Source organism: Rhodanobacter sp. IGA1.0 (assembly GCF_040208325.1).
GTDB lineage: Bacteria > Pseudomonadota > Gammaproteobacteria > Xanthomonadales > Rhodanobacteraceae > Rhodanobacter > Rhodanobacter spathiphylli.
This window is the reverse complement of record NZ_CP157948.1, coordinates 2603319-2629447: the sequence shown is the minus strand read 5'-3', so window position 1 is coordinate 2629447 and position 26129 is coordinate 2603319. Positions and strand designations below refer to the sequence as shown.

Sequence of the window (26129 nt, the reverse complement as noted above, 5' to 3'; positions counted from 1 at the left end):
GATACCAGTTCGACATCGCAAGAAGTTCGCTGAACGACAACTACTGCAAAGGAACGATGATCATGGCCGAAATCAGTCGCGGCGCCCTGTTCGGAAAGCTCAACAAGCTTGCTTTTCGCGGCATCGAAAGCGCTACCGTGTTCTGCAAACTGCGGGGCAATCCCTACGTGGAACTGGTGCACTGGATTCACCAGATCCTGCAATTGCAGGATTCGGACCTGCATCGCATCGTCAAGCAGTTCAACCTCAATCCGTCGAACCTGGCGCGTGACATTACCGATGCGCTGGATCGACTGCCACGCGGTTCATCGTCCATTTCCGACCTGTCGAGCAATGTCGAGGAAGCAGTCGAGCGCGCCTGGGTGTTCGCCACCCTGATGTTCGGCGAGGCGCAGGTCCGCACCGGCTACCTGATCGTCGGCTGCATGCGCACGCGCAACCTGCGCAATGCCCTGGTGAACATCTCGGCCGAATTCGACAAGATCAAGCCCGAGGCCCTGGTCGAGAAGTTCGCCGAGGTCGTCGGCGGTTCACCCGAAGACGGCTTGAGCGCCAACGACGGTTTCAGGATGGGTGGGGGCTCGGCGCCGGGTGAAGCGAGCGGCGCGATGTCGCCGGCGCAGATGGGCAAACAGGAAGCGCTTGCGCAGTTCACCATCGATCTCACCGCGCAGGCGCGCGACGGCAAGATGGACCCGATCGTCGGTCGTGACGACGAGATCCGCCAACTGGTCGACATCCTGATGCGCCGTCGCCAGAACAACCCGATGCTGGTCGGCGAGGCCGGTGTGGGCAAGACGGCGGTGATCGAGGGCTTCGCCATGCGCATCGCCATCGGCGACGTGCCGCCGCCGCTGAAGGACGTGCAGTTGCGCGTGCTCGACGTGGGTCTGCTGCAGGCCGGCGCCAGCATGAAGGGCGAGTTCGAGAATCGCCTGAAGCAGGTGATCGAGGAAGTGCAGTCCTCGACCAAGCCCATCATTTTGTTCATCGACGAAGCGCACACCCTGGTCGGCGCCGGCGGCGCGGCCGGCACCGGCGACGCGGCGAACCTGCTCAAGCCGGCGCTGGCGCGCGGCAACCTGCGCACCATCGGCGCCACCACCTGGGCCGAATACAAGAAGCACATCGAGAAGGACCCGGCGCTGACCCGTCGCTTCCAGACCGTGCAGATCGACGAGCCCAGCGAGGAGAAGGCGATCCTGATGATGCGGGGCGTCGCCAGCGTGATGGAGAAGCACCACAAGGTACAGATCCTCGACGAGGCGCTGGAAGCGGCGGTGAAGCTGTCGCACCGCTACATACCCGCGCGCCAGTTGCCGGACAAATCGGTCAGCCTGCTCGACACTGCGTGCGCCCGTGTGGCGATCAGCCAGCATGCGGTGCCGGCCGAGGTGGACGACACCCGCAAGCGCATCCAGGCGCTGGAAACCGAGCTGGGCATCATCGCTCGCGAGAAGAACGTGGGCGTGAACGTGACCGCCCGCGAGGACAGCGCCAACGAGAAACTGGCGACGCAGAAGGCGCGGCTGGAAACGCTGGAGGCGAACTGGGTCAAGGAGAAGGATCTGGTCGACAGGATCCTCGACATCCGTGCGAAGCTGCGCGGTTCTTCCGCGCCGGTCGAAGGCACCGGCAGTGCGCTGGAACAGTCGGCCAACCAGGTGGCCGACGCCAAGGAAGCGCCCGCTGGCGAGTCCGCCCTTGCCGGTGACGACCGTGCGGCCGCGCTGAAGGAACTGCAGGACCTGCAGGGCGAACTGGCCGAACTGCAGGGCGAACATCCGCTGATCCTGGCCTCGGTCGATCAGCAGGCCGTGGGTTCGGTGGTGTCGGACTGGACCGGCATTCCGGTCGGTCGGATGGTCAAGAGCGAACTCGAGACCGTGATGAACCTGGCCAACCTGATGGGTGCCCGCGTCATCGGCCAGGATCACGCGATGGAGATGATCGCCAAGCGCATCCAGACCTCGCGTGCCGGGCTGGTCGATCCGAACAAGCCGATCGGCGTGTTCATGCTGGCCGGCACTTCCGGCGTCGGCAAGACCGAGACTGCGCTCGCCCTGGCTGAGGCACTGTACGGCGGCGAGCAGAACATCATCACCATCAACATGAGCGAGTTCCAGGAAGCGCACACCGTCTCGACCCTCAAGGGGGCGCCCCCCGGCTATGTCGGCTACGGCGAAGGCGGCGTGCTTACCGAAGCGGTGCGGCGCAAGCCGTATTCGGTGGTGCTGCTGGACGAAGTGGAGAAGGCCCACCCCGACGTCCACGAGATCTTCTTCCAGGTCTTCGACAAGGGCGTGATGGAAGACGGCGAAGGCCGCTCGATCGACTTCAAGAACACCCTGATCCTGCTGACCACCAACGCCGGCACCGAGATGATTGCCGGCCTGTGCAAGGACCCCGAGCTGATGCCCGATCACGAGGGCATGGCCAAGGCATTGCGCGAGCCGCTGCTGAAGATCTTCCCGCCCGCGCTGCTGGGCCGTCTGGTGACGATTCCGTACTACCCGCTCAGCCCCGAAATGCTGGGCAAGATCGTCAAGCTGCAGATCAACCGCATCAAGAAGCGCGTCGAGGCCCGCTACAAGATCCCGTTCGAATACAGCGACGACGTGGTGAAGCTGGTGGTCGAACGCTGCACCGAGACCGAATCGGGCGGACGCATGATCGACGCCATCCTGACCAACTCGATGCTGCCGGACATTTCGCGCGCGTTCCTCACCAGGATGATTGCTGGGGAGGAGGTGGCGAAGGTGCTGGTGGAAGTGAAGGACGGGGAGTTTGCGTACGCCTTCGGGTGACCGTTGAACAAGCGGCAGGCGATGGCCTGCCTGAAAGGACGAAGCGCGAAGTCGCTGCAGGTCGACCGCACGTCTTCGCAGCGACGCGCTCCCTCTCACATCGGGGCAGCCACGTGGGTCCGGAAACTCGAAGGATGACCGTCACCCGCGCCCAGCCTGATCTGGCGCGGGCTTGCTGCGGACCTTGGGCGACGGAATGCGAAGTTGAAGTGCCATTGGGGGCATGACGTTGCCCATGTACCGCAGGCCCGCACGTCAGGGGGCGGCCAGCGACAACCGGGAATCAATATGACTACGTTCACGGTGTACTGCCACGGTACCGGGTTCAACCGGGTAAAGGCGACGGAAAGCAATGAACTGGTGGCCTGGTTTCATAACCATACGGACGGCTCGGAGGCGAGGCTGGCAGGGTCGCTGGTTACTCCGGGCAGCTATCTGATCAACGAGGGGCCCGGCTCGGGAATGGTCGGGGGCATCGCGCTTCCCCAGCAGGTCAACCCCATCACGGGCAATCGCATCTCGGGGTCGGGTGGTGGCGGCTCATCGTTCAGCAAGGCGCTGGGTGGCAAGACCTCCACGTCGAAACTGACGCGCTCGAACAAGGTCGGCAACGCGCTGGGAAATCTCAGCGGACTCGGCTGGGACGAGAACGTGATCCGTACGGTCAACATCATCCAGGACATGATCTTCGAGCATGGCCAGGCGATCGATCGGGTGAACCTGGCGGGCTGGAGCCGTGGCGCGGTGACCTGCATCCGCATCGCGGCGGCCCTGAACGAGGTGTTCGGCAACGAGCTGGAGTGCAATATCTTCGGGGTCGACCCGGTCGCCGGGTTGAGTGCCGGCAAGACCATCGAGGACACCACGCGACTGACCCCCAACGTTGCGCGTTACATCGCGATCATTGCGATGCACGAGATGCGCAAGTCATTCAAGCCGCAGGACTGGAGTCGCCTGACTGTCGTCGATCCGGCCCGCACCACGGCGGTGATGCTGCCGATGCCGGGTGTGCACAATGCCCAGGTGATCCCCAACGAGCCCGCCTATGCCGCATACATCACGCGGAACCTGGCTTGCGGATTCTTGCGCAGCCTCGGCACCCCGATCGATGGCGTCCCCTACAACTTTCTTTGCTCGGCAGCCGACATGTGCGAGGGCTACGCCCGCCTGGTCATGGGGCTTTCCGAACACAAGAGCTACCAGACCAGCGGGATGAAGAATCGCATCGTCGGCGGTGGATTGCGACGGCGTTCCGCCGCCAAGCACTCCAGGATGGATCTCTACACCCGCGGCGGCAAGGAAAGCTACTGGATCAACGAACATCATCGGGCCTGCTTCGCGGCCGCCTATCCCGGTGCCTATCAGACGATCTTCGAGGATGTCGGCAACGGCAACCTGCTGCTGTCCAAGGTCGACAGCCGCCTGTTCCAGGCGGTCGGAAGCAGCGCGTTCCTGCGCGATTCGCTGATGGGCAAGGGGCTGCTGACGGACGATCCCACGTATACCGTCGAGGTTGGTGGTGGCCGCTATGCGGATAGCCGTGTCAGTGTCTGGCCGGCAACTTTCCCCCTGCATGCATGAAGGTTCGCTGTGTCCCGGACCAGACAGGCATGGAGAGTTTCTGTTTTTCGTTGATGCCCGAGTGCCCGCGATGCGTGCGCTCCCACCCCATTGAAGGATGTCGAAATGGCCATTGAATACCACTCGCTCGGCGGGCAGAAGAAGGTCAACGAGATCGTGATGGCCGGCAGCCACGACGCGGCGATCAATTCGGGCGGCATCCGTGCCCGCACCCAGAGCAAGTCGATCTATCAGCAGGCCAAGTGCGGCGTGCGCATTTTCGATATCCGCATTTCGGGTCAGCGAACCGGCCACGGCGGCGCCAAGCTTTCCGCCTTCCACGGCAAGAACACGCCGGAAATGAAGACGAAAAACGTGGGCGGGACCACCCGCAACATCGAGGTCACGCGGATGGTGCTCGGCGATTGGGGCATGGATCTGGACGACATCCTCGATGGTGCGTTCCGCTTCGTCGAGAAGTACAAGGACGAATTCCTGATACTCAAGTTCGACAAGTCGGCCAATTACGAGCTGATCCTGGAGGCCTGCCAGAAGAAGCTGAAAACCCGGCTTTACACGAAGCCGGGCAATCTGGCCAACCACACCCTCGACGAAATGGGCGGCAAGGTGGTCTGCGGGTTCATGCCTGACGGCTTCTCCAAATTGAGCCAGGCGGGCGCGACGATTGCGGACGGCGCAGCACAAGTTGTCAGTCTCTATCCCCATGGCGTGATGCCCGACCACATCAACGGCCTGGTCTATTACGGGAAGGGCGGAACGGACATCGTGCAGCCGCGGGACTATGCATTCAGCTCCCCGGTGAAGGGGAAGTTCCTCCAGAACATCGACAAGCAGAGGCGCATCCTCGGCGACGCCAATACGGCGCACTATTCCCGCGACGTACTCCGGATGATGTACTGGACGCAGACCGGCATGGTGCGAAGCATCAAGGGAAGGGACAAGAAGGCCTGGACCACGAGTGGAAAGCAGCAACTGAAGCAGTTGTGGACAGAAGGTGGCTACAATTACATGAGCAACAGCGTTCCGGAGGCCTTTCCCCTGGATTCGCATGCCACGAATTTCCAGATTTACCTGCCGAATTTCGTCATGGTCGACTTTGCCGACGAGAACAAGGGACAGACGATCTACGATCTGAACCGGTTGAGTCGGGCCGACATCATCCAGTTGAACAGCAGCATCGACAAGCCGGGAAATACCGTTCAGTTCAACGCCTAAGTCGATTCGTGGCCGCTTTTGCGTCAGCAGTCATGCAGCCTGGCCCGTCCTTGGGGGCGGGGATTTGAAGTCAGGAAGGCGAAGTTGCGCTTTCGATCCTGGGTCAAGTTGATCGGACGGATACTCGCGCAGCGCGCCCCATTCATCGCCGCACGCAGGACGCCCGGCACGGCGCATAATTCATCCAAATCATTGAGGGAGAGGGAAGCTCATGCCTCCAGCAGCGCGACTTACCGACATGCACGTCTGCCCGATGTTTACCGGGCCGGTGCCCCACGTGGGTGGCCCCATCTCCGGCCCGGGTGCGCCCACGGTGCTCATTGGGGGATTGCCCGCCGCTCGGGTAAGCGACATGGCTGTCTGCGTGGGACCGCCGGACCTGATCGCCATGGGCTCGTTCAAGGTGCTCATCTCCAACATGCCCGCGGCCCGGATGGGTGACGTGACGGCGCATGGCGGAACCATCATCCTCGGTTGTCCCACGGTGATCATCAGCTGACCGGAACAAGTCATGGAGACGCCGCGTGCTGCAGTGATCATCGGCCCTGGTCGTTGGCGGGCGCCAGATGGCGGATTGCCATCCCGCGGGCCCGGTGCCATGCATTTGTCCGGGATGCCGGAGCTCGGCGGGTGAGCCGGTCATCCGCTGACCGGGTCGGAAACGGTCGTCACGCCCAGGATCTGGCGCATCGCGTGATGAGTACGATGCAGCGGGCCATCGAGGCGCATCAGGAAGGCCGTCTCGACGAAGCCGAAGCCGGCTATCGGCGGGCCCTGCAGATGAAGGCGGGCCAACCCGATGCGCTGCATTTCCTTGGAGTCCTGCGTCACCAGCGCGGCGACAGCGATGAAGGGGCCCGATTGATCAGGATGGCCTTGCGTGCGGTGCCCGGTCACGCGGAAGCCCACAACAACCTCGGCAACATACAGAAGGAATCAGGACATCTCGCCGAAGCGGAAGCCTGTTATCGCCGGGCGCTGGCTTGCGTGCCTCACCATCTCGATGCGCTGGGCAATCTGGCCATCGTGCTGGAGGCCCAGCAGCGGCCCACGGAGGCTTGCCGGTTCTACGAAGAGCTGCTGCAACGGGCGCCCCGTCTGGGCCGCGCCCACATGTTGATGGGCATGTTCAAGAGCAGCCATCTGGACGTACTCGAGGATCTCGCCGACGCCGTGGACTGTTTTAGGGAGGCCTGGCGTTGTGACCAGACCGATACACGTGCCTTGCAGGAGCTAGGCGTGGCGCTTTACGTGCTGGGCCGGCGCGAAGAGGCACTCGATGTCTACCGCGACTGGTTGTCGCGCGAACCGAACCATCCGGTGCCGCGCCACATGCTGGCATCCTGTGGTGGCGGCACGATGCCGGCGCGGGCGGATGACGCCTACGTACGGGAGATCTTCGACGGGTTTGCGGACAGTTTCGACGAGCAGCTGCTGAACAGCCTCGATTACCGTGCGCCGGACGTACTGGTCGACCACCTGGGCGGCATGCTGGGTCAGCCTGCCGCTCGCCTGGATGTGCTGGATGCGGGTTGTGGTACCGGGTTGTGCGCGCCCCTGATCGGGCCCTACGCGCGGCGGCTGCATGGTGTTGACCTGTCCGGCAAGATGATCGACAAGGCACGCAGCCGCGGCGGCTATGACGCACTGGAAGTCGCCGAACTGGGCCAGTTCCTGCGTGGCGGCAACGGGTGCTGGGATCTCGTGCTGTCGGCGGACACCCTGATCTATTTCGGGGACCTGCATGAAGTCGTGCAGGCCGCCCATGGATCGCTGCGGCCCGGCGGGATACTGGCCTTCACGCTCGAAGTGCTGGAGGGCGACGACGATCGCGTCGAGCTGCATCCCAGTGGCCGCTATCAGCACAGCCGGAGTCACGTGCTGCAGGCGTTGAAGGCAGCGGGCTTCGGCGAAGTGCGGATGGCGGCGCACCCGCTGCGCAAGGAGCTTGGCCGGCCCGTGTCCGGCTGGGTGGTACTGGCTCGTCGAGGCAACTGAAAGCAAAGGGCCTGCCAGACTGTGCGCCGCAGGACGGGCGCTGACGGGATATTCGCCTCTCCCGGGCTGGACGGGAATATGATAAACATTGGGGATTCGCAAGAACGCAATCGCGGGCTCGCTGGGGGAGATGGGAAATGACGAATCGGATGACACTGAAGTCAGACCTCGGTGACAAGCTGCTGCCTGCCAGCCTGTCTGGCGGCGAGCAGCTGGGGAGGCTGTTTTCCTACCAGTTGAAGCTGATCAGCACGGACAGCGAAGTCAAGCTGCTGCCTCTGCTCGGCAGCTCGATGACGGTCACCTTCGAATCTGAGGGTTACAAGCGCTATTTCAGCGGCATGGTCTCGGAAATCTCGCAGACCGGGTTCGAAAGCTTCAAGGAAGAGCGTTTTGCCGAGTATGCGGTGACGCTGGTGCCGAAGGCCTGGCTGCTGATGCACAAGGTCGATTGCCGCATCTACCTCAAGCAATCGGTGCCCGACATCGTCAAGGCGGTGCTGGCCGAGTTCGGCTATGGCGACGTCAAGCTGAGCCTCAGCGGCAACTATCCGCCGCGCGACTATTGCGTGCAGTACCGCGAGGACTACTTCAACTTCATCAGCCGGCTGATGGAACAGGAGGGCATCTACTACTTCTTTCAGCACACCGATGGCGTGCACACCATGGTGCTCGCCGACTCCCTGGGTGCACATGCCACCACCAGCGGGTACGCACAGCTTCCGTATCGGCCGCAGGCCGGGGCAAGCCGCGCGGCGCTGGAGGTCTCGATCACCGACTTTTCATCGGCGCGATCGGTGCAGACGACCAAGTACTCACTGACCGATTACGACCCGATGAAGCCGAAGACTTCGTTGCTCGGGGAGGAGACGATCAGCAACGCCGACGACAACCACTCCGTCAACGGACTGGAGTCGTTCGACTTCCCCGGCGATCACGAGACCAGCGACGCGGGCAAGCACTACGCCCAGGTGCGTCTCGAAGCGATCAACGTGGCCCAGTCGCTGTGCTCGGGCTCGACCAACGCGCCGGGACTTCTGACTGGCGCACTGTTCAAGCTGACCAAGTTCCCCCGTGCCGAACTGAACCAGGAATACCTGGTCACCGGGTCGACCGTGCACATCGAGAACGCCGCGCGCACGTCCGGCGGCTCGGATGGCGAGTTGTTCTTCTGCAATTTCTCGGTGATCAGCAGCCGCCAGCCGTTCCGCACCATGCAGACGGCGATCAAGCCGATGGTCGTCGGCCTGCAGACTGCCGTGGTGTCGGGAAGCGACAAGGCCGAAGACATCTCGGTGGACAAGTATGGCCGCATCCAGGTGACGTTCCACTGGAACAAGTCGGACAAGAAGAACGCCCACATTTCCTGCCCGGTCAGGGTGGCGTCGTCGTGGGCCGGCAAGAACTGGGGCGCCGTGCACATTCCCCGGGTCGGGCAGGAAGTGGTGGTCAGCTTCCTCGAAGGCGACCCGGATCGCCCGCTGGTGATCGGCAGCGTCTACAACGCCGACAACCTGCCGCCTTACGCGCTGCCCGACAACAAGACCCAGAGCGGCGTGAAGAGCCGCAGCCATGAAGGCGGTGGCGCGGACGACTTCAACGAAATCCGCTTCGAGGACAAGAAGGGCAGCGAGGAGCTGTTCCTGCACGCGCAGAAGGACATGCGCGAGGAAGTGGAGAACGATCATTTCGTGCAGATCGACCACGACGAGAAGATCACCATCAAGAACGACCAGACCGAGGACATCACCGGCAATCGCACGGCGACGGTGGGCAAGGACGACAAGCTGGACGTCAAGCAGAACGGCACCACCACGATCGGCCAGAAGTTCAAGCTTGATGCGGGCACGGAGATCGAGCTGGTCACGGGTGCTTCGAGCATCGTCATGAAGAGCGACGGCTCGATCACGATCAAGGGTGTCAACATCACGCTAGACGGCAGCATGAAGATCGCTGCCAAGGCTGGCGTCAACATGGACCTCGGTGCAGGCGTGTCGCTGAAGGCCCATTCCGACGCGCAGGTCGAAGTGGCCGGCGGCGCCATGACGACGGTCAAGGGCCCTATGCTGATGCTCAAGGCCGACGCGATGGCGCAGATGTCCGGCGGCATCATCATGATTGGCTAGGTTGGAGAGCACGTCGATGTCATCAGTCATGCAAGCATCCGTCCAGATGGAATTGTCCGAGCCGGCCAGTGCGTTGCTCACCCCCGACATGACCGCACAGGCCGCCGTGCAGGCGCTGGTGGCGGCCGGGCAGGTGCAGGATGCGTTGAAATTGCTGGCCCGGATGCTGCCCAAGCGCTACGCCGTGGCCTGGCTGTGCCAATGTGCACGCGACCAGGTGCTGGACCCGGAAGACAAGGCCGGTGCCTCGCTGGCCGAGAAGTGGGTGCGTGAGCCGAACGAAAGCAATCGGCGCGCCGCCTTCGAGTTCGCCAACGCGGGTGGTTACAAGTCGGCTGGCGCCTGGGTGGCTGCGGCGGCGGGCTGGTCGGGCGGCAGTCTGGCGCCGGCGTCGCAGGAAACCCCGGTGCCCCCGGCCGACCATCTCACGGCCTGTGCCGTCGTGGCGGCGATCAACATGCTGGCTGCCCTGGTGACCGAGAAATTCGAAAGTCGCCGGGCTGCCTTCATCGAGCCGGCGATGAACCTGTTGAACGGGGTTGCCGGCACCGCCTGAGGCGCCGCGGGGCAGGCCAAGGACCGGGTGTCGAACCGACATGACCTTGCCCGGCGTGGCGTGGGGCGATACGATTGTGGACGGCAGATTTTTCGTGAGTTGATGGCTGTCGTGGTGGATCGCGCGCCGGTTTTCCCGGTACGTGGTTCGCCGCTTCGGGCACTACGGCGGTGCTCGGCTCGGGGCGGGAATGGAAAGGTGGAGGGGCAGGATGCTCGGTCATGGATGTGGAAGTCCCAGTGCCAAATCTGGTCGTGAAACCGGTTCACGGCCTTGCCGCGATCAGTCGCTGGTCTTCACGTGGGTTCGAAACCTGGTTCACTGCATGAGCCGTGATGATGCGTTCGTCACCGCCGTGCCGATCTGACAGTTGCTGGGGAAATACGCGTGCCGATGTCGCAGAGCCTGATCCTTGCAGTCGCTGGCCGTCAGGCTGCCCAGTTCGGCAGCCGAAGCAGCAAGGCGTTCGAGGGGGCGGGTGGAAGCATCGGACGTTCCGAGGATTGCGATTGGGTGCTCAGTGCATCGGGCGTGTCGCGCGTTCACGCGATGATCCGTTTCCTCAACGGCATGTATTTCATCGAGGATCGCAGCACCAACGGCATGCTGCTCAATGATGCGCCGCTGATCAAGGGCGATCCCTCGGCGTTGAAGAACGGCGACCGCCTGCTGATCGATACCTTCGAGGTCGAAGTGCGCCTGCAGGATGCAGGCAGCTCCACCGCGTTGCCCGATCTGTCCCCGCCGCCTTCGGCGCCATCCATCCCGGCCGGGTCCATCCCGGCGGGGGCGCTCGACCCGCTGGATTTCGGCTTGCTCGATATCGCTCCCCAGGCGCCTGCGTATCCCCCGGCGATGGGCGGCGGCATTCCGCTCGATGCAGACCTGATTCCCGGCGCCGTCTCACCCGCGTCGGGCGGCGAACTTGATCCGTTGAGTTTTCTGGGTTCCTCGGAGAGCACCTCCGGTCTTCTTTCAGGCGCCACTACCGGCAATGCCAGTTCGAGCTGGAACCACTCGTCCAGCACGGAAGACTTCTTCCATCCGCCGATGACCACCGAACAGCGGCAGTCCACCGCGAACGCCTTGCCGGAAAACTGGGACCTGACCATGGGCGACTTTTCGTCGCCGCCAAGTCCGGCCCCGGCACCGGTCATGCTGCCGCCCGTGGCCGTGGCGCCGCCTCCGGTGGTCGCGCCGCCGGTCCATGCGCCGCCAGTGGCACCCTATATGGCAGCTCCGGCGGCAGCGTACGTGCCGCTTCCGGCGGCTACCACGGCCTTGCCCACGGACGTCGACCAGATCTTCCGGGTCGTCGTCGATGGCGTGATGGACGTGCTCCGCGCGCGGGCGGAGATCAAGAACACGTTCCGCCTGCCGGTCACGATCATCCAGCGCTCCGAGAACAACCCGCTGAAGTTCGCGCCCAATCCGGAGGATGCGCTGGCCAAGATCATGGCGCCCTCGAACGGCGCCTTCATGTCCGGGACGGCGGCTTTCGAGGACGCCTTCGACGACATCCGCTGCCACCAGATGGCCATGCTCGCCGGTGTCCGTGCCGCGTTCGAATCCCTGCTGGTGCATTTCAGCCCGGACCGCTTCGAACAGGAAACCGATGGCGCGAAGCGGTCGGCGTTCGCCGGCAAGGGCAAGTACTGGGAAAAGTACCGCGAGCATTTCGAAGGCCTTTCGCGTGATCCCGATGAATGTTTCCGGCGCCTGTTCGGCGACGAGTTTGCGCGGGCCTATGAAGAACAGTTGTCACGCCTGAAGTCGGCGCGGAGAATGCAAAAGGCACATCACTAGCGGCGCCGGGGGGCATTGCAGGTCGCAGATCGAAGGACGGATTCAGGGGACGTGTCGGCGCTGATGGCCGGCACCGACACACCCGGCAATGCCGTCGGGGACTCACAGGGGCAGGTGCGACGCATGACGGATATGAACAAGGTCGTCTGGAGCGAGGGACTCTTCCTTCGACCCCAGCATCTGCAGCAGCAGGAACGCTATCTCGAGCGCTTCGTGGAACTGCGTGCCGGCAGTCTGCGCCCTTACACCTGGGGCTTTTCGGAGCTGGAACTCGAGACCGATCTGCTGGCGATCGGCAAGCTCGGGATCAAGCGCGCCCGCGGCGTGTTCCCAGACGGCACGCCATTCTGCATGCCGGCGGACGATCCGCTGCCGCTGGCGCTGGAAGTGGATGGCAACTGGCGCGACCAGACGGTATTCCTGACCCTGCCGTTGCGCTCGCCCGCACAACCGGACAGCGGGCGCCCCGAGGCACCTGCCGAAAAGCTGTTTCGCTTCCGCGTGCGCGAAACCGAGGTGCGCGATGCCTCGGGCAGCGTCGACGGGCTGACGGCGCTGGAGGTGGGCGGTCTCAACAGCCGACTGTTGCCGCAATCGCAACCGCTGGAGGGGCTGGCCCAGATTCCCGTGGCGCGGATCGTGGAGTGTCGTTCCGACCGGCGGGTGATCCTCGAAGAAGCCTTCATGCCGACGGCACTGAGCTGCCATGCCGCACCGAAGCTCACCACCTTCCTCACCGAACTGCTCGGCCTGCTGCACCAGCGCGGCGAGGCGCTGGCCAGCCGTGTCGCGGTGACCGACCGCGGCGGTGCCGCCGAGATCGCCGACTTCCTGTTGCTGCAGGTGGTCAACCGCTACCAGCCGCTGATCGCCCACCTCGCAGCCGCCCCGATCCTGCATCCTGAAGACTTCTACCGGGTGTTGACCGAGATGGCCGGCGAGTTGTGCACGTTCACCGCGCCGGGCAAGCGGCCGCCGGCGTTTCCGCCGTACCGGCACGAGGCGCTGTACGAGAGTTTCGAGCCACTGATTCTGGCTCTGCGCAGCAGCCTGAGCGCGGTGATGGAGCAGACGGCGATTCCGATTCCGCTGCAGCAGCGCAAGTTCGGCGTGTGGGTGGCCGTGGTGCCCGATCTCAGCCTGGTCGACAGCGCCGCGTTCGTGCTGGCGGCGAAGGCGGACATGAAGTCCGAAGACCTGCGTCGGCAGTTGCCCGCGCAGTCGAAGATCGGTCCGGTGGAAAAGATCCGCGACCTGGTGAATCTGCAGCTGCCCGGCATCCCGGTGGCGCCGATGCCGGTCGCGCCGCGCCAGATTCCCTACAACTCCGGCTATCTGTATTTCGAGTTCGACAAGAATTCGCCGATGTGGCGGGCCTTGAAGACGTCGGGCGGCATCGCCTTCCACTTCGGTGGCGAGTTCGCCGGCCTCGACTTGCAACTGTGGGCGATCAGAGGTTGAGCGCATGAACAGCAACGGTCCCCATGACGACGATCCCATGCGCGATGCGACGGTGGTCCGTCCGCGCGGAGCGCCGCCGGCGCCCATGCCCGTCCCGCCACCGGCTGCTGCAGCACCCGTCGCACCCGCGGCCACTCCGCGCGGCCCGGTGTCGCGCGCCGAGATGGCTCCTCCGGCCGCGATCAGCGACTTTCTGGGCGGGGGTCTCAACGCCCTGGTGCAGGCCGCCAGTCCGCTGCTGCTGCTGGCCGTGCAGTTGCGCAACAGCGTGTCGCAACCCGATGCGGCCCATCTGCGCGAGCAGGTGATCGCCCAGGTCCGTCAGTTCGAAAGCACCGCGCAGGCGGCCGGCATCGCCGCCCAGACCATCACCGCGGCGCGCTACGTGCTGTGCTCGACGCTGGACGAGTCGGTGATGAACACGCCGTGGGGGCAGCAGAGCGGTTGGGCGGCGAAGACGCTGCTGGTGGTCTTCCATGGCGAATCCTACGGCGGCGAGAAATTCTTCATCATCCTCGACCGGCTGTGTGCCGATTTCTCCAAGCACATCGACCTGATCGAACTGATGTACATCTGCCTGGCGCTCGGCTTCGGCGGGCGCTACCAGATCGAAGCCGATGGCCGCGCCAAGCTGGCCGACATCCAGGAAGAGCTGTACCGCCGGATCAAGGCGCAGCGCCCGCCCGCGGCAGAGGAGCTGGCCCCGCACTGGAAGGGCATCGAGGACCGGCGCAATCCGCTGGTGCGCCACGTTCCGCTGTGGGTGATCCTGGCCGCTGGCGCCTGCCTGCTGCTGGGCGCCTTCCTGTACTTCTTCACGCGGTTGAACGAACTGTCGTCGCCGGTCAGCGCACAGGTGGCGCAGATCGGCCTGAAAACCGCCGTGCCACCGGACGACGCGCAGCGTCGCCAGGCCCAGCCCAAGGTCGAACGCAAGAGCCTGAAACAGCTGCTGGCGCCGGAGGAACAGGCTGGCGCCCTGACGGTGGACGAGAAGCCGGACGGCTCGGCGCTGGTTCGCCTCAATGCCGCCGCGATGTTTGCATCGGGCGGCACCGAGGTGGCCGACCAGCAGATTCCGATGCTGCACGCCATCACCGCCGCGCTGAACCAGGTTCCGGGGCGGGTCGTCGTGGTGGGCCACACGGATGACCAGCCGGTGCACTCGCTGCGGTTCAAGGACAACTACGCGTTGTCCGCCGAGCGCGCAAAGTCGGTACTGCAGATACTCGGCCAGGGCATCGACAACAGCGGGCGGCTGGAATCCAGCGGCGCGGGTTCCTCGCAACCGATCGCATTGCCGCCCGACCTGCCGGCCAATCGCGCGCGCAATCGGCGCGTCGAAATTCTCTACAGCCCGGAGGACTGAACATCGTGGGCAAGCTTCTTGCGTTGTTCAAATCCCGCCTGTTCATCACCCTCGTCGGCTTGCTGCTGCTGTCGTTGCTGATCTGGTTCGGCGGTCCCTACCTCGGCTTCGGCGAGTCGCAGCCGCTGGCCAGCCCGGTGGTCCGCTTGCTAGTGATCATCGTGATCGTGGTGATCTGGGCGGTCTGGTTGCAGCTGCAACAGATGCGCGTGCGCGGCAAGGCCAGGCAGATGGCCAGCGACCTGAGCGATCAGGGCACCGCCCAGGCCGGCGGCGAGCGTGACGACCGCTCCGCCAACGAGCGGGCGCAGTTGCAGAACCGCTTCCAGGAGGCGGTGGAAACCCTGCGCAAGAATCGCAGCGGTGGAACCAATCTCTACGCGCTGCCCTGGTATGTGGTGATCGGGCCGCCGGGGTCCGGCAAGAGCACGCTGCTGCAGAACTCGGGCCTCAACTTCCCGCTGTCGAACAAGTTCGGCAAGGAAGCGATCCGCGGCGTTGGCGGCACGCGCAATTGCGACTGGTGGTTCACCGACGAGGCGGTATTCCTCGACACTGCCGGCCGCTACACCACCCAGGACTCCGACCGCGGCGCCGATGCATCGGCCTGGACCGAGTTCCTGAACCTGTTGCGCAAGTACCGCAAGCGCCGCCCGATCAACGGCGTGATCGTGGCGATGAGCCTGTCCGATCTGCTGACCCTGGATGCGAATGGCCGCCAGCAGCACATCCAGGCGGTTCGCCAGCGCCTGGACGAACTGGCCAAGCACCTGCGCATCGGCGTGCCGGCCTATCTGGTGTTCACCAAGTGCGACCTGGTCGCCGGCTTCACCGAGTTCTTCGACGACCTCAATCCCGAGTTGCGCAGCCAGGTCTGGGGCATGTCGTTCGCGGTCGACAAGACCATGGACGGCAGCGCGGCGAAGCAGTTCCTCGAAGAATTCAACCTGCTGCTGGACCGGCTCAACACGCGCATCCTCGATCGACTGCACGGCGAGCGCGATCGCACCCGGCGCGCGGCCATCCTGTCGTTCCCGCAGCAGCTCGGCGCCTTGCGCGACATCACGCGGCAGTTCGTCGAAGGCGTGTTCACCGGTCATCAGTACGATGCGCCGTTGCTGCTGCGTGGTGCCTACTTCACTTCGGGCACGCAGGAAGGCACGCCGATCGACCGCATGATGGGCGCGGTGGCACGCACCTTCGGGCTGGACGCCTCGCGCCTGCACGTGCCCGGCGCCCAGAGCCGCACCTTCTTCGTCGAACGCCTGCTTCGGGACGTGCTGTTCAAGGAATCCGGCTTTGCCGGCACCAATCCGAAGCTGGAGCGCCAGAAGACCCTGCTGCAGGCGGCCGCGTACATCGGCGTGCTGCTGGCCTGCGGCCTGCTGATCCTCGGCCTGGCCAGCAGCTACCGGCGCAACGGCGCCTACCTGGGCCAGGTGCAGGCGGCGCTGCAGAAGTATCCGGCGCAGAGCGACGCTTCGCTGGCGCCGAACCAGCAGGCCTATTTCGCGATGGTGCTGGAGCGGCTGGAGTCGCTGTCCAGCGCGGTGGATGTCGCCGAGCAGCACAAGGGCGACGTGCCGCTGTCGATGCGTTTCGGCCTGTACCAGGGCAATGCGGTCGGCGACGAAGTGCGTGACGCGTACTATCGCGAGCTGAACGCGCTGTTGCTGCCTGGCGTGGCTTCGCAGTTCCGGGCCGGCCTGGCCGCGAATGCGGGCGACCCGCAGATGCTCTATTACTACCTCAAGGGCTACCTGATGCTGGGCCAGCCCGAGCATCTGGATCACGACCAGATCGTGGCGCTGGCGGCTATCGAATGGCGGCGACTGTTCCCGTCCGACCCGGTGCTGCAGAAGGCGCTGACCAGGCATTTCGACGCGCTGGTCGGACACGAGGGGCGGCTGCGCGCGCTGAACCTGGATTCCAGCCTGGTGGAACAGGCGCGCAACACGCTGCGCACCGCAGACCTGGCCACGCTGATCTACGGCAACATCAAGCTGAACGCGGACAGCGGTGCGTATCCGCCGCTGCGACTGGACAAGGAGCTGGGCCTGCTCGGCAACGTCTACCGGCGCAAGAGCGGTGCGCCGCTTTCGGAACCGTTGCCTGCACTGTTCACGCAACCGGTGTTCAAGGATGAAGTCGACAAGGGCATCGATCAGGCAGTCACGCAGTTCGCCGCCGACGACTGGGTATTCGGCGCCACCAAGATCGATTCGTTGCAGAAGGCCCGGCTCGCCCAGCAGGTGCTGGCACTTTACGAGCAGGACTACATCAAGGCCTGGGACGACATCCTGGCGGATCTGGAGCTGCAGCCGATCGGCAACATCCAGGATGCCAGCACGATCGCGGCCAAGCTGGCCGGCCCCAACTCGCCGATGAAGCTGCTGCTGAAGGTGGTGAGCGACAACACCCACGACCTGATGCGCGCACCGCCCGCCGATGCGAAGGACAAGGCCGAGGACGTGGCCAAGAAGCTGGCCCAGAAGAAGGCGACCCAGTCCGCCCTGGCGCGCGCGCTCGCCCAGGCCGGCGCCGGGACTGCCGCGCCGGGTGACGATGCGGCAGCCGCCAAGCCGGGACAGGTGATCAGCGACCACTTCGAGCAGATCAACAAGTTGAGCGAAGGTGGCCCGGGTGCCGCGCCGATCGATCAGACGCTCAAGGTGCTGGACGATCTCAGCAAGACCTTGCTGACCATGGGCGATTTCAGCTCGGCCGCTGGCCAGCCCAATCCGCAACTGCTGATGGCGCAGCAGGCGGCCGGCCAGCTGCCGGCGCCCGCTTCGGGCTGGTTTGCGGCGCTGACCGGCAAGAGCCAGGCGCTGGTGGCCAGCGGCACCAAGGGCGCGCTCGACGATCAGTACCAGCAGATGGTGGCCAAGGACTGCGCCGACTACACCCGTGGGCGCTATCCGTTCTCGCCGTCCAGCAACAACGATATCCCGCTGCAGAATTTCGGCGAGATGTTCGGCTATGGCGGGCGCTTCGACGGCTTCTACAACCAGACCGCGGGCAAGCTGATCGATGCCAGTGGCCGCAACTGGCAGTGGAAGAGCGGCCCTGGCGCGGTCAGTGGCTCGGCCGGCATGCTGGCGCAACTGCAGGGTGCCGACCGCATCAAGCAGATGTTCTTCCGCAGCGGCAACATGCCCGAGGTCGACTTCACCCTGCTTGCGCCCGTGCTCGACCCCGGCATCGGCAAGCTGGTGATCGAGGTCGATGGGCAGAAGTACGAATACCAGTCCGGTGGCTCGACCACGGCCACCATGAAATGGCCGGGACCGACGCCGGGCCATGTCTCGATCTCGGCCTACGACACGGCTGGAACCCTGCTGACCACCTTCGACTATCGCGGCGACTGGGCGTTCTTCCGGGCGCTGCAGGCAGCGAATCTGCAGAAGCAGTCCGATCTGCGTTTCGTGGCCAGCTTCAACTTCGGTGGCCATGTCGCCAAGGTGACGGTCCAGGCCAACAACCTGAAGAACCCCTTCCTGAGCAACGCGCTGTCCAGTTTCCGGTGCGGAGGCTAGAGGCATGCCGACTTCCGCCGCGGGCTTTTTCGGAAAGCTGCCTTGCGCGGGAGACTTCGTGCAGCGCCGGCTGCCATCGGCTTTCGTCGATGTCTGGGACAGGCACTTCGAGGAGGCGGTGGCGGCCAGCCGTGCCGAACTGGGCAGCGGCTGGCACGACGCCTACCACGCCAGTCCGGTGTGGCGCTTTCTCTTCGCCCCGGGGGTGTGCGGTGATTCCGCCTGGTTCGGGATCATGGGGCCGGGCGTGGATCGGGTGGGGCGCTGCTTCCCGATGGTCATCGCCGCTCCGCTCGGCGTGGACATCGCCTCAGGCACCCGCGCGCTGACCGAGGCGAAAGCCTGGTCAGACGCGGCCGAGCAGGTGCATGCGATGGCGCAGTGCGACGCCCGCATCAGCGTGGAGGCGTTCGACGAGCAGGTGGCAGCCCTGGGTGATCCGCTGGCGCGGGCGTCGTCGCCGGCCCCCACGTCGCTGCGCGACGTCGACTGGAATCGCGCGGCACACTGGCGCCTGCCCCTCGGCGGGGCCTCCTCGCCGGAGCCGTTCCTGGGAGAAGTGTGGGAGCGTCTGGCCGCCGTCCCGGGTCCCTGGTGCCTGTGGTGGACGGCAGGCAGCGAACGTGTTCCGGCGTGTGTGCTGGCCACCCGCGGATTGCCGGCGGCATCCGCCTACGTGACCTTCCTGGACGCACAACATGGCGCCGCGGCGTGGCAATCGCCGATGACTTTCGAACGATCGGTGCCGCGCGTGGCAGCGGTGTCGGGACGCGCGGACAGCCTGCTCGACGACCTGATGGCGGCGGCGCCGGCCATCCCGGTGTCGGCCATGCCGTCACCACCGCCGACACCTTCCAGCGCATGGCTGCCCGATGATCCGGATCTGCTGGCCGACCTCGTCGGGACGTCCGAAGCGGCGACCTCGGTGCCGCCGCTCCCGTCCGTTGCCCCGGTGGCGGCCCAGGTAACCTCAGCCGGGGAAGGTGAGGTTGTCGCGGCCGTCACCGTGGTGGAACGAACGGACTGCGGACTGACTGTGCTGTCGGCCGAGGTCGGCACGGCCGATTCTCGCCAGCGTGCCGTCGGCGAAGTGTCCGGGATCATCCGCACGATGTCGTGCAGCGACCTGATCGGCGGCATGCATTCGCTGCGCAGACAGTTGCTGATGCTCAACCCGCCGTTGCGCCGGGCCAGCGAGGACCTGATCGATCCGGTACTGGAGGACTGCGCGGTGATTGCCGCTCACGTGGTGGCGGGGCAGGCCGGCTTGCTGCGAATTGGCGCCGCAGGCGCCTGGCACTGGCGCCATGGACGCGTGCAGCCGCTGTTCGCGCAGGCCGACGACCCTCTGCCCGGTGGCGCGGACGACGGCGAGTTCGACGATCTGCTGTTCAGCAGCGTGGTACCCGGTGTTCCCGGGCTGGGCGCGTCCGAGCAGCCCCTTTGCGGAGAAGTCCGCTGCGAGCTCGTTGCGGGTGATCGCCTGTTGCTGATGGCGGGCGAGCCCCTGTTGAACCTGTCACCGGACGTCGTGGCCAGCCATCTCGCGCTGCCTGTCGACGAAGCACGCCCGCGGCTGGCGAATGCCGCGGGACTGGGCGTGGATGCGGCAAGGTGGCCGCTGACGATCATCGAGGTTGGTGCATGATGACCCGCTATGTTTCGGCCGGACGCACGGTGACCGGAAAGGTGCGCAAGCACAACGAAGACTCCATTCTCGTGCGCGACGAAGTCGGCCTGTGGGTTGTCGCCGACGGACTGGGCGGCCATTCGGCAGGCGACTACGCCAGCTCGATGATCGTCGAACGCCTCGGCGCCTTGCCCCGTTCCGGCAGCGCCCTGGATTTCATCGAAGCGATCGAGGACACGCTCTCCCAGGTCAATGCCGAACTGTTGCAGACCGCCGCCGCGCGAGGGGTCGACCTGATCGGCTCCACCGTCGTGGTGCTGGTGCATGACGGCGACTACATGCTGTGCGGATGGGTGGGGGACAGCCGCGTCTACTGTTTCGAGGACGGCCAGCTGCGTCAGATCACCCGCGATCACGTGCATGGCGGCGACGATGATGTCACCCATTTTGGCGCCCCTGCGACGCCAGCGCAGGCAGGCTCCGGCGTGCTCACGCGCGCAGTGGGCGCGGAGGAACGCCTGTTCGTCGACTGGGTCGTGGCGGGCAATCGGCCCGGCATGGGCTTCGTGCTTTGTTCTGACGGCATCAACAAGGAAATGTCCGATGCCGAACTTGACGACGAATGCCGTCGCCACCCGCAACCGCAGGATCTCGTCGCCAGCCTGTTCGACCTGGCGATGAGTCGCGCCGGAAGGGACAACATCTCGGCCGTCGTCGTTCGCATCCAAGAATGAAGAAAAACCCCCACTCATGAATTCCATAGCCGAACTGGTCTCCGCTTACCAGGCCGACAAGCTCAAGCTCGCCGCCCTGTTCGACGCACTCGGTGCGCGCGGGGCCGTGTCCGAGGCGCAACACCATGCCGAACAGGAATGGCTCGAACAGCAGCGTGACGCCGGTGCGCTCGATCCGATGGTGGCCAAGGCCCTGTTGGCCAAGCTGGCATCCGTGCAGGCTTCCCCGGCAGGCGCGTCGCAGGACGATGACGTTACCCAGGTAAAGCCCGCCACGCAGCGCCCCGCGCCGAGCGCTCCGGCCGCTCCGCCGAGCGGAGTCGGCAGTGACGACGCGACCCGGGTGCAACCCGCTTCCCGTCCGCCAGCTCCGCCGCCGGATGATGTCACCGTGGTCAAGCCGGCCTCGCGTCCGGTCCGGCCACCGGCGGCGGACGATGAAGCCACCATGGTGAAACCGGCCTCGGCTGCGCCACGCGAACCGACTGAAGGTCAGACCGTCGGGGCGACCGGCACGCAGGGCACCCGTCAGGGGATGACCGGCACGAGTTCCAGCATGAGCAGTTCCAGCTGGAACCATATCGCCGAAGGCGATGCGCCTGACTTCGTCACCGTCGGCTCGCTGCTCAAGGGACGTTTCTACCTCGAGAAGGAGATCGGCCGCGGCGGCATGGGCGTGGTGTTCAAGGCCCGCGACGAGCGCAAGGTGGAAGCCCGTGACCGCGACCCCTACGTCGCCGTCAAGATCCTGAACGACGAATTTCGCCGCCATCCCGACTCGCTGATCTCGTTGCAGCGCGAGTCGCGCCGCTCGCAACAGCTGGCGCACGACAACATCGTGCGCGTCTACGATTTCGACAAGGATCGCACCATCGTCTTCATGACGATGGAGTACGTCGACGGCTCCGATCTCAAGCAGCTGATTCGCGAGAAGGCCTACAACGGCATGCCGCTGGCGCAAGCCCGGCCGCTGATCGAAGGCATGGCGCGGGCGCTCACGCGCGCCCACTCGGCCGGCGTGGTCCATTCGGACTTCAAGCCGGCCAACGTCATGGTCACCCGCGAAGGCGTGCCGAAGGTATTCGACTTCGGCATTGCCCGCGCCGGCAAGCACATGGGCGATGCCGTCGGCGAACAGACCGTATTCGACGCCGGTACGCTGGGCGCGCTCACCCCGGCCTACGCCAGCCTGGAGATGATCCGGGGTGAGGACCCGGTTCCCAGCGATGATGTCTACGCACTGGGTTGCGTGACGTTCGAACTGCTCACCGGCAAGCATCCGTACGACAAGGCCAGCGCCGAAGTGGCGATGAAGGAAGGCCGCAAGCCGCCACCGGTGAAGGGGCTGACCAAGCACCAGTACAAGACGCTCTGTGCCAGCGTCGCCTTCACCAAGGCGCAGCGCCTGAAGAGCGCCAACGAGCTGATCGAAGGCCTGCGCGACGTGGGCGCGCGTGAACGCGCACTGCCGTATCTGCTGTACGGCGTGCCGGCCATTCTGGTCATTGCCGGCGGCGCCTGGGCATGGACGACCTACCAGCGCAATCATCATCTGGCCGAAGTGATCGCCCGCTTCACCATGACGCGCGCCGACCACTACGCGGATGAGGGTCAGGCCCTGCAGGCCCTCGACACCCTGAACGACGACGATCGCAAGCGTACGATCATCGATCAGGGCGAATTGATCCAGAGCTACCTGCTCGGCCGCATCGACGCCTACTGGAATCCCGCCAGGGATCGTTACGACTATGCCGGCACCCAGAAGGTGTTCAAGCTGCGCGACGACCTCAAGCTCTACTCGCCAGCGCTGGACATCAAGCGCACCGAGGTGGAGAAGCAGCGCAACGACCTGCTCAACTCGCTCGACACCAAACTGACCGACCAGATCGGCGCCGACGCGATCTTCGAGAACCAGCCGGACAACGTCGTCACCACGCTGACTCGCATCCGCGCGATCGATCCGAACAGTGCCCTGTTGAAAAATGCCGAGCTGGAGCTGAAGTACGACACCGCCATCGGCAAGTCGATCGACGCAGGGCGTGTCGACGAGGCAACCGTCGAACTCAAGCTGGCGAGCAGCCTGTTCCCCGATTCGGCGAGACTGAAGCAGCGCAGCGCGCAGCTCGACGAAATCGGCAAGGCGCTGGCGGCCCAACGACTGCAGGAGCAGAAGGCGCAGGCGCTGCAACAGCAGCGGGAGCAGGGCCTGCAGACGCTGACCGCCTTGCTGGACCAGCCAGTCAGCGCCGATGACTGGCGCGCCAAGGCAGCCACGGCCTATCACGATGCGGCCAGCCTGCTGGGAGACGATCCGCGACTGGCGGCGCAGACGGCCCGCCTGAAAGACGTCCTGGCCGCCCAGGCGAAAGAACGGCAGGGTGCCGGCGACCTGCCGGGCGCCATCAGCATTGCCGGCTTCGGCATCGACCTGTTCCCGGGCGACGCCAGCCTCACGGCGACGCGACAGGCCCTGCTGGAACAGCAGAACCAGCTGGCGCAGAAGGCTGCCAGCGAAGCGCAACGCACCGCGTTGGCGAAGAGCCGGGTAACCGACCTGCTCGCCAATCCCCAGGCCACGGTGGTCTGGCTGCAGGACGTCAGGAGCGCCCTGAATACCGCGCGCACCCAGATCGGCGCGGATTCTCCGGACTACGCGGCAGTGAAGGCGCAGGCCGATGCCGGCCTGATCAAGCTGGCGCGCGACCAGATCGCCGGTGGCAACCTGGATGCGGCCGAGCGGGTCGGCCAGGCCGGCCAGCAGATCGATCCCGCGGAAGCCGGCTTCGCCAGGGTACTGGCCGACGTGGCCGCTTCCCGTTCGGCGGCGCAGCAGAAGACCTTGCAGCAGCAGGCTCAGGCACTTGCCGACGCGCGCACCACGCTGGCCAGCCTGGGTGCCAAGCCGACGCTGACACCTGACTGGCAGCGTGACGTGGCCACCGCAATGGCCACGCTCGGCGCCGACAAGTCTCCCGAAACCGAACGCGCGGTCAACGCGCTGGGTGCGGCCATCGCGGCCGAAGCCGCGCGCCTGGCTGATCCCCAGCATCTGCCCCAGGCAAGGATTGCGGTCGACTTCGGCCTCAAGTACGTGCCGAAATCGGCCGAGCTGATCGCGCAGGGCGCGGCACTGGATGCGCTGCAGCAGCAGTTGCAGGCGAAGGCCGCGCAGGAAGGCGCCGATGCCGAAGTGAAGTCGCGTATCGAATCGATGAAGAGCGCGGTGGCCGCCGGCGACGTCAGCAAGGCAAGCCAGTCGCTGGCACGGATCAGGACCCTGCAGCCGGACAATCCCTTCCTCAAGACCGAGGGACCGAAGCTGCTGGCCGATGCCTATCTGGGCCAGGCCGAAGATGCATTCCAGAAGGGGCGTTACCAGCGCGCGTCCGACGTGCTCGGGCAGGGCCTGGGGACCCTCGGCAACAACGCCGGCTTGCGCGCGGCAAAGGCCCGCTACGATGTGGTCGCCGCCATCATGGCCGCCTCGAAGCAGCCACTGGGCAGTGCGGAGTACGCGCAGTTGCAGAAGCAACTGGACAGCGTGCGCAGGAACGACGCCACCGAACTGGGCAAGCTGGAAACGAGCATGAAGGCGCGGGGCCAGCTGACGGCCCGGTCGCTCGCCGAGCAGCTCGACAAGCTGAAGCGCGCTGCTGTGGCGGCGCCCGCCCCGCAGGTCACTGCCCCGGTATCGACGCCGGTGACCGAGGCGCCGGTGCCGACGCCGGGGCGGCCGCCCGTGACGACCGGAAAGACCGGCACCACCCCGGTCGTGCAACCCGCGCCCAGCGGAGGCGTGGCTGCGGCGGGTGGTCCCGATCCCTGCGCGAAGCCGGGATTGGCGGGCAAGGGCAAGTTCTGTTCGGATGCCATCAATGGCGGGCGCGGGCCATTGCTGGTGGTTGTGCCCGGCGTGAACGGTGGCAAGGCGTACGCCATCTCGCGTGCGGAAATCTCGATCAACGAGTTCAACCAGTTCTGCCGCTCCAGCGGCAAGTGCGCCGCGGTGTCGGTGGCCGACAAGGATCTTGGCAACGCGCCGATAAGCAACATCAGCCTGGATCAGGCGCGTGCCTATGCGCGCTGGCTCAGTGACCTCAGCGGCGGATTCACCTATCGGCTGCCGACCGACGCGGAATGGCTGCACGCGGCGAAAGGCGGCGGTGGCTGGAAGCAGGCCGAGGACAGCAACTGCATCCTTCCCTCGGCCGGCGGCGGCGATGGCGGTGGCGCTGCGGTTTCCCCGCGTGGTCGTTCACGCAATCCCTGGGGCCTGGTCAATTCGACCGGCAACGTGTGGGAGTGGGTGGTGAGCGGCGGCAGCGTGATGGTACGTGGCGGCAGTTACAGCAGCTACTGGTCGGATTGCAGCGTCGATTCCAGCCGTGCTGATGGCGGATCGCCGCAACGGGACGTGGGTTTCCGGATACTGAGGGAGCTGAAATGACCGAACGCGAAGCTGCCATCAACCGCGATTTGCGTGCACTGGATGATGCCCACCGGCTGGGCCGGATTTCCCGCGCGGAATATCGCAACCGCCGTCGTCGCGTACTGCAACCCTTGTCGGACGGTGGTGGCGTGGTCACCGCGCGCAAGGCGCTGGTGCCGCCGGGAAGCGTCAGGGCACCGCGTAGCGGCGATCCGGCTGCGGCGAGCGCCAATGATTCTGCTGCTGACGCCGGACGGGCACTTGCCTCGCTGGTTTCGATGCGGCCGACGTTTTCCAGGAAGGTGCTGCTGGTCCTGACTGCCGCTGCCATTCTCGTGGTCGTGGCTGGCTGGCTGGTTCTGCGTCATTGATTGCCTGCCATGGCAGTCGTTTCAGGTTGCGACTCCATCCATGACAGGCAACCGTGCGGCACATTCTTCGTTCAAGTCGAAGCGAGCCCGGGCGGCCCTCGCTGCTCGTGAAATCCAGCGGAATTTGCCTGCCGGCAACACCGCGCGGGAATACTGAAAACCCTGCTTTTCCAGTGATTCTTGATTGTCGCGTATCTGTAAAGCAGTCCTTTTCCGACATGCCCTGTCAGAACTTGCCGGGCATGCTCGTGGGCATCTTTTTCGATGCCGAACGGCTCTTCCTTTGGAAGGGCAAAGGTGTATCCTGATAGAGGTAAGACGAGCCAGCAGGCAGCAATTGCCTGAATGCCGGGGGCTTGGGAAGTTCGCAGCTGGTGGGCACCGATCATCGGGGCACACCGTCAATGGATCGATTAGATGCGGCCAAGGGGAATGTATCGTGCGCATTGTTTGCTTCGCGGCAGCGTTGGCGTTTGCACTTACGGGCGGAAACGTTCAGGCACAGGA

The 26129-nt window shown here is 65.1% G+C and carries 15 protein-coding genes; all 15 read left to right on the top strand.

Annotated elements, in window-relative coordinates; all coding sequences use genetic code 11:
- Window positions 1–62 precede the first annotated feature (62 nt).
- The 15 genes from tssH (at window position 63) to ABNK63_RS11870 (ending at window position 25622) form a co-directional block, all read left to right on the top strand.
- On the top strand, window positions 63–2807 hold the full coding sequence (gene tssH / locus ABNK63_RS11940; RefSeq protein ID WP_350015748.1) for a type VI secretion system ATPase TssH: 2745 nt from the start codon (window positions 63–65) through the stop codon (window positions 2805–2807).
- Window positions 2808–3095: 288 nt separating this feature from the next.
- Complete coding sequence (locus ABNK63_RS11935) at window positions 3096–4388, top strand: hypothetical protein (RefSeq protein WP_350015747.1); 1293 nt, start codon at window positions 3096–3098, stop codon at window positions 4386–4388.
- A gap of 105 nt (window positions 4389–4493) precedes the next feature.
- Window positions 4494–5603 carry a hypothetical protein gene (locus tag ABNK63_RS11930; protein ID WP_350015746.1) on the top strand — a complete coding sequence of 370 codons (1110 nt, stop codon included), beginning with the start codon at window positions 4494–4496 and terminating at the stop codon, window positions 5601–5603.
- Between the two features lie 211 nt (window positions 5604–5814).
- Window positions 5815–6102: a PAAR domain-containing protein gene (locus ABNK63_RS11925; RefSeq protein WP_007807847.1), complete on the top strand. Its 288-nt coding sequence runs from the start codon at window positions 5815–5817 to the stop codon at window positions 6100–6102.
- Window positions 6078–7601: a tetratricopeptide repeat protein gene (locus ABNK63_RS11920; protein WP_350015745.1), complete on the top strand. Its 1524-nt coding sequence runs from the start codon at window positions 6078–6080 to the stop codon at window positions 7599–7601. The genes ABNK63_RS11925 and ABNK63_RS11920 overlap by 25 nt, the downstream gene beginning before the upstream one ends.
- A gap of 149 nt (window positions 7602–7750) precedes the next feature.
- Window positions 7751–9727, top strand: a complete 1977-nt coding sequence (gene tssI, locus ABNK63_RS11915; protein WP_350015744.1) for a type VI secretion system tip protein TssI/VgrG — start codon at window positions 7751–7753, stop codon at window positions 9725–9727.
- A gap of 16 nt (window positions 9728–9743) precedes the next feature.
- Window positions 9744–10283 (top strand): hypothetical protein, encoded by a 540-nt coding sequence (locus tag ABNK63_RS11910; protein WP_040673235.1) that lies wholly within the window; start codon window positions 9744–9746, stop codon window positions 10281–10283.
- Window positions 10284–10676: 393 nt separating this feature from the next.
- Window positions 10677–12089: a type VI secretion system-associated FHA domain protein TagH gene (tagH, locus tag ABNK63_RS11905; protein ID WP_350017219.1), complete on the top strand. Its 1413-nt coding sequence runs from the start codon at window positions 10677–10679 to the stop codon at window positions 12087–12089.
- 123 nt (window positions 12090–12212) lie between these two features.
- On the top strand, window positions 12213–13550 hold the full coding sequence (gene tssK, locus ABNK63_RS11900) for a type VI secretion system baseplate subunit TssK (protein WP_007807855.1): 1338 nt from the start codon (window positions 12213–12215) through the stop codon (window positions 13548–13550).
- A gap of 163 nt (window positions 13551–13713) precedes the next feature.
- Window positions 13714–14919 carry a type IVB secretion system protein IcmH/DotU gene (icmH, locus tag ABNK63_RS11895; RefSeq protein WP_238530921.1) on the top strand — a complete coding sequence of 402 codons (1206 nt, stop codon included), beginning with the start codon at window positions 13714–13716 and terminating at the stop codon, window positions 14917–14919.
- Window positions 14920–14924: 5 nt separating this feature from the next.
- Window positions 14925–18458, top strand: a complete 3534-nt coding sequence (gene tssM, locus ABNK63_RS11890; protein WP_007807859.1) for a type VI secretion system membrane subunit TssM — start codon at window positions 14925–14927, stop codon at window positions 18456–18458.
- 4 nt (window positions 18459–18462) lie between these two features.
- On the top strand, window positions 18463–20106 hold the full coding sequence (gene tagF, locus ABNK63_RS11885; protein WP_350015743.1) for a type VI secretion system-associated protein TagF: 1644 nt from the start codon (window positions 18463–18465) through the stop codon (window positions 20104–20106).
- Window positions 20103–20822 (top strand): PP2C family serine/threonine-protein phosphatase, encoded by a 720-nt coding sequence (locus ABNK63_RS11880; protein WP_040673223.1) that lies wholly within the window; start codon window positions 20103–20105, stop codon window positions 20820–20822. The genes tagF and ABNK63_RS11880 overlap by 4 nt, the downstream gene beginning before the upstream one ends.
- A gap of 16 nt (window positions 20823–20838) precedes the next feature.
- Window positions 20839–25269 (top strand): bifunctional serine/threonine-protein kinase/formylglycine-generating enzyme family protein, encoded by a 4431-nt coding sequence (locus tag ABNK63_RS11875; protein ID WP_350015742.1) that lies wholly within the window; start codon window positions 20839–20841, stop codon window positions 25267–25269.
- On the top strand, window positions 25266–25622 hold the full coding sequence (locus tag ABNK63_RS11870; protein ID WP_350015741.1) for a hypothetical protein: 357 nt from the start codon (window positions 25266–25268) through the stop codon (window positions 25620–25622). Before ABNK63_RS11875 ends, ABNK63_RS11870 begins: the two co-directional genes overlap by 4 nt.
- Window positions 25623–26129 lie beyond the last annotated feature (507 nt).

Bases quoted from the DNA above. Each gene is read 5' to 3' on its own strand.
- tssH (WP_350015748.1), top strand. From the start codon at position 63: ATGGCCGAAATCAGTCGCGGCGCCCTGTTCGGAAAGCTCAACAAGCTT.
- ABNK63_RS11935 (WP_350015747.1), top strand. From the start codon at position 3,096: ATGACTACGTTCACGGTGTACTGCCACGGTACCGGGTTCAACCGGGTA.
- ABNK63_RS11930 (WP_350015746.1), top strand. From the start codon at position 4,494: ATGGCCATTGAATACCACTCGCTCGGCGGGCAGAAGAAGGTCAACGAG.
- ABNK63_RS11925 (WP_007807847.1), top strand. From the start codon at position 5,815: ATGCCTCCAGCAGCGCGACTTACCGACATGCACGTCTGCCCGATGTTT.
- tssI (WP_350015744.1), top strand. From the start codon at position 7,751: ATGACACTGAAGTCAGACCTCGGTGACAAGCTGCTGCCTGCCAGCCTG.
- ABNK63_RS11910 (WP_040673235.1), top strand. From the start codon at position 9,744: ATGTCATCAGTCATGCAAGCATCCGTCCAGATGGAATTGTCCGAGCCG.
- tagH (WP_350017219.1), top strand. From the start codon at position 10,677: ATGTCGCAGAGCCTGATCCTTGCAGTCGCTGGCCGTCAGGCTGCCCAG.
- tssK (WP_007807855.1), top strand. From the start codon at position 12,213: ATGACGGATATGAACAAGGTCGTCTGGAGCGAGGGACTCTTCCTTCGA.
- icmH (WP_238530921.1), top strand. From the start codon at position 13,714: ATGGCTCCTCCGGCCGCGATCAGCGACTTTCTGGGCGGGGGTCTCAAC.
- tagF (WP_350015743.1), top strand. From the start codon at position 18,463: ATGCCGACTTCCGCCGCGGGCTTTTTCGGAAAGCTGCCTTGCGCGGGA.
- ABNK63_RS11880 (WP_040673223.1), top strand. From the start codon at position 20,103: ATGATGACCCGCTATGTTTCGGCCGGACGCACGGTGACCGGAAAGGTG.
- ABNK63_RS11875 (WP_350015742.1), top strand. From the start codon at position 20,839: ATGAATTCCATAGCCGAACTGGTCTCCGCTTACCAGGCCGACAAGCTC.
- ABNK63_RS11870 (WP_350015741.1), top strand. From the start codon at position 25,266: ATGACCGAACGCGAAGCTGCCATCAACCGCGATTTGCGTGCACTGGAT.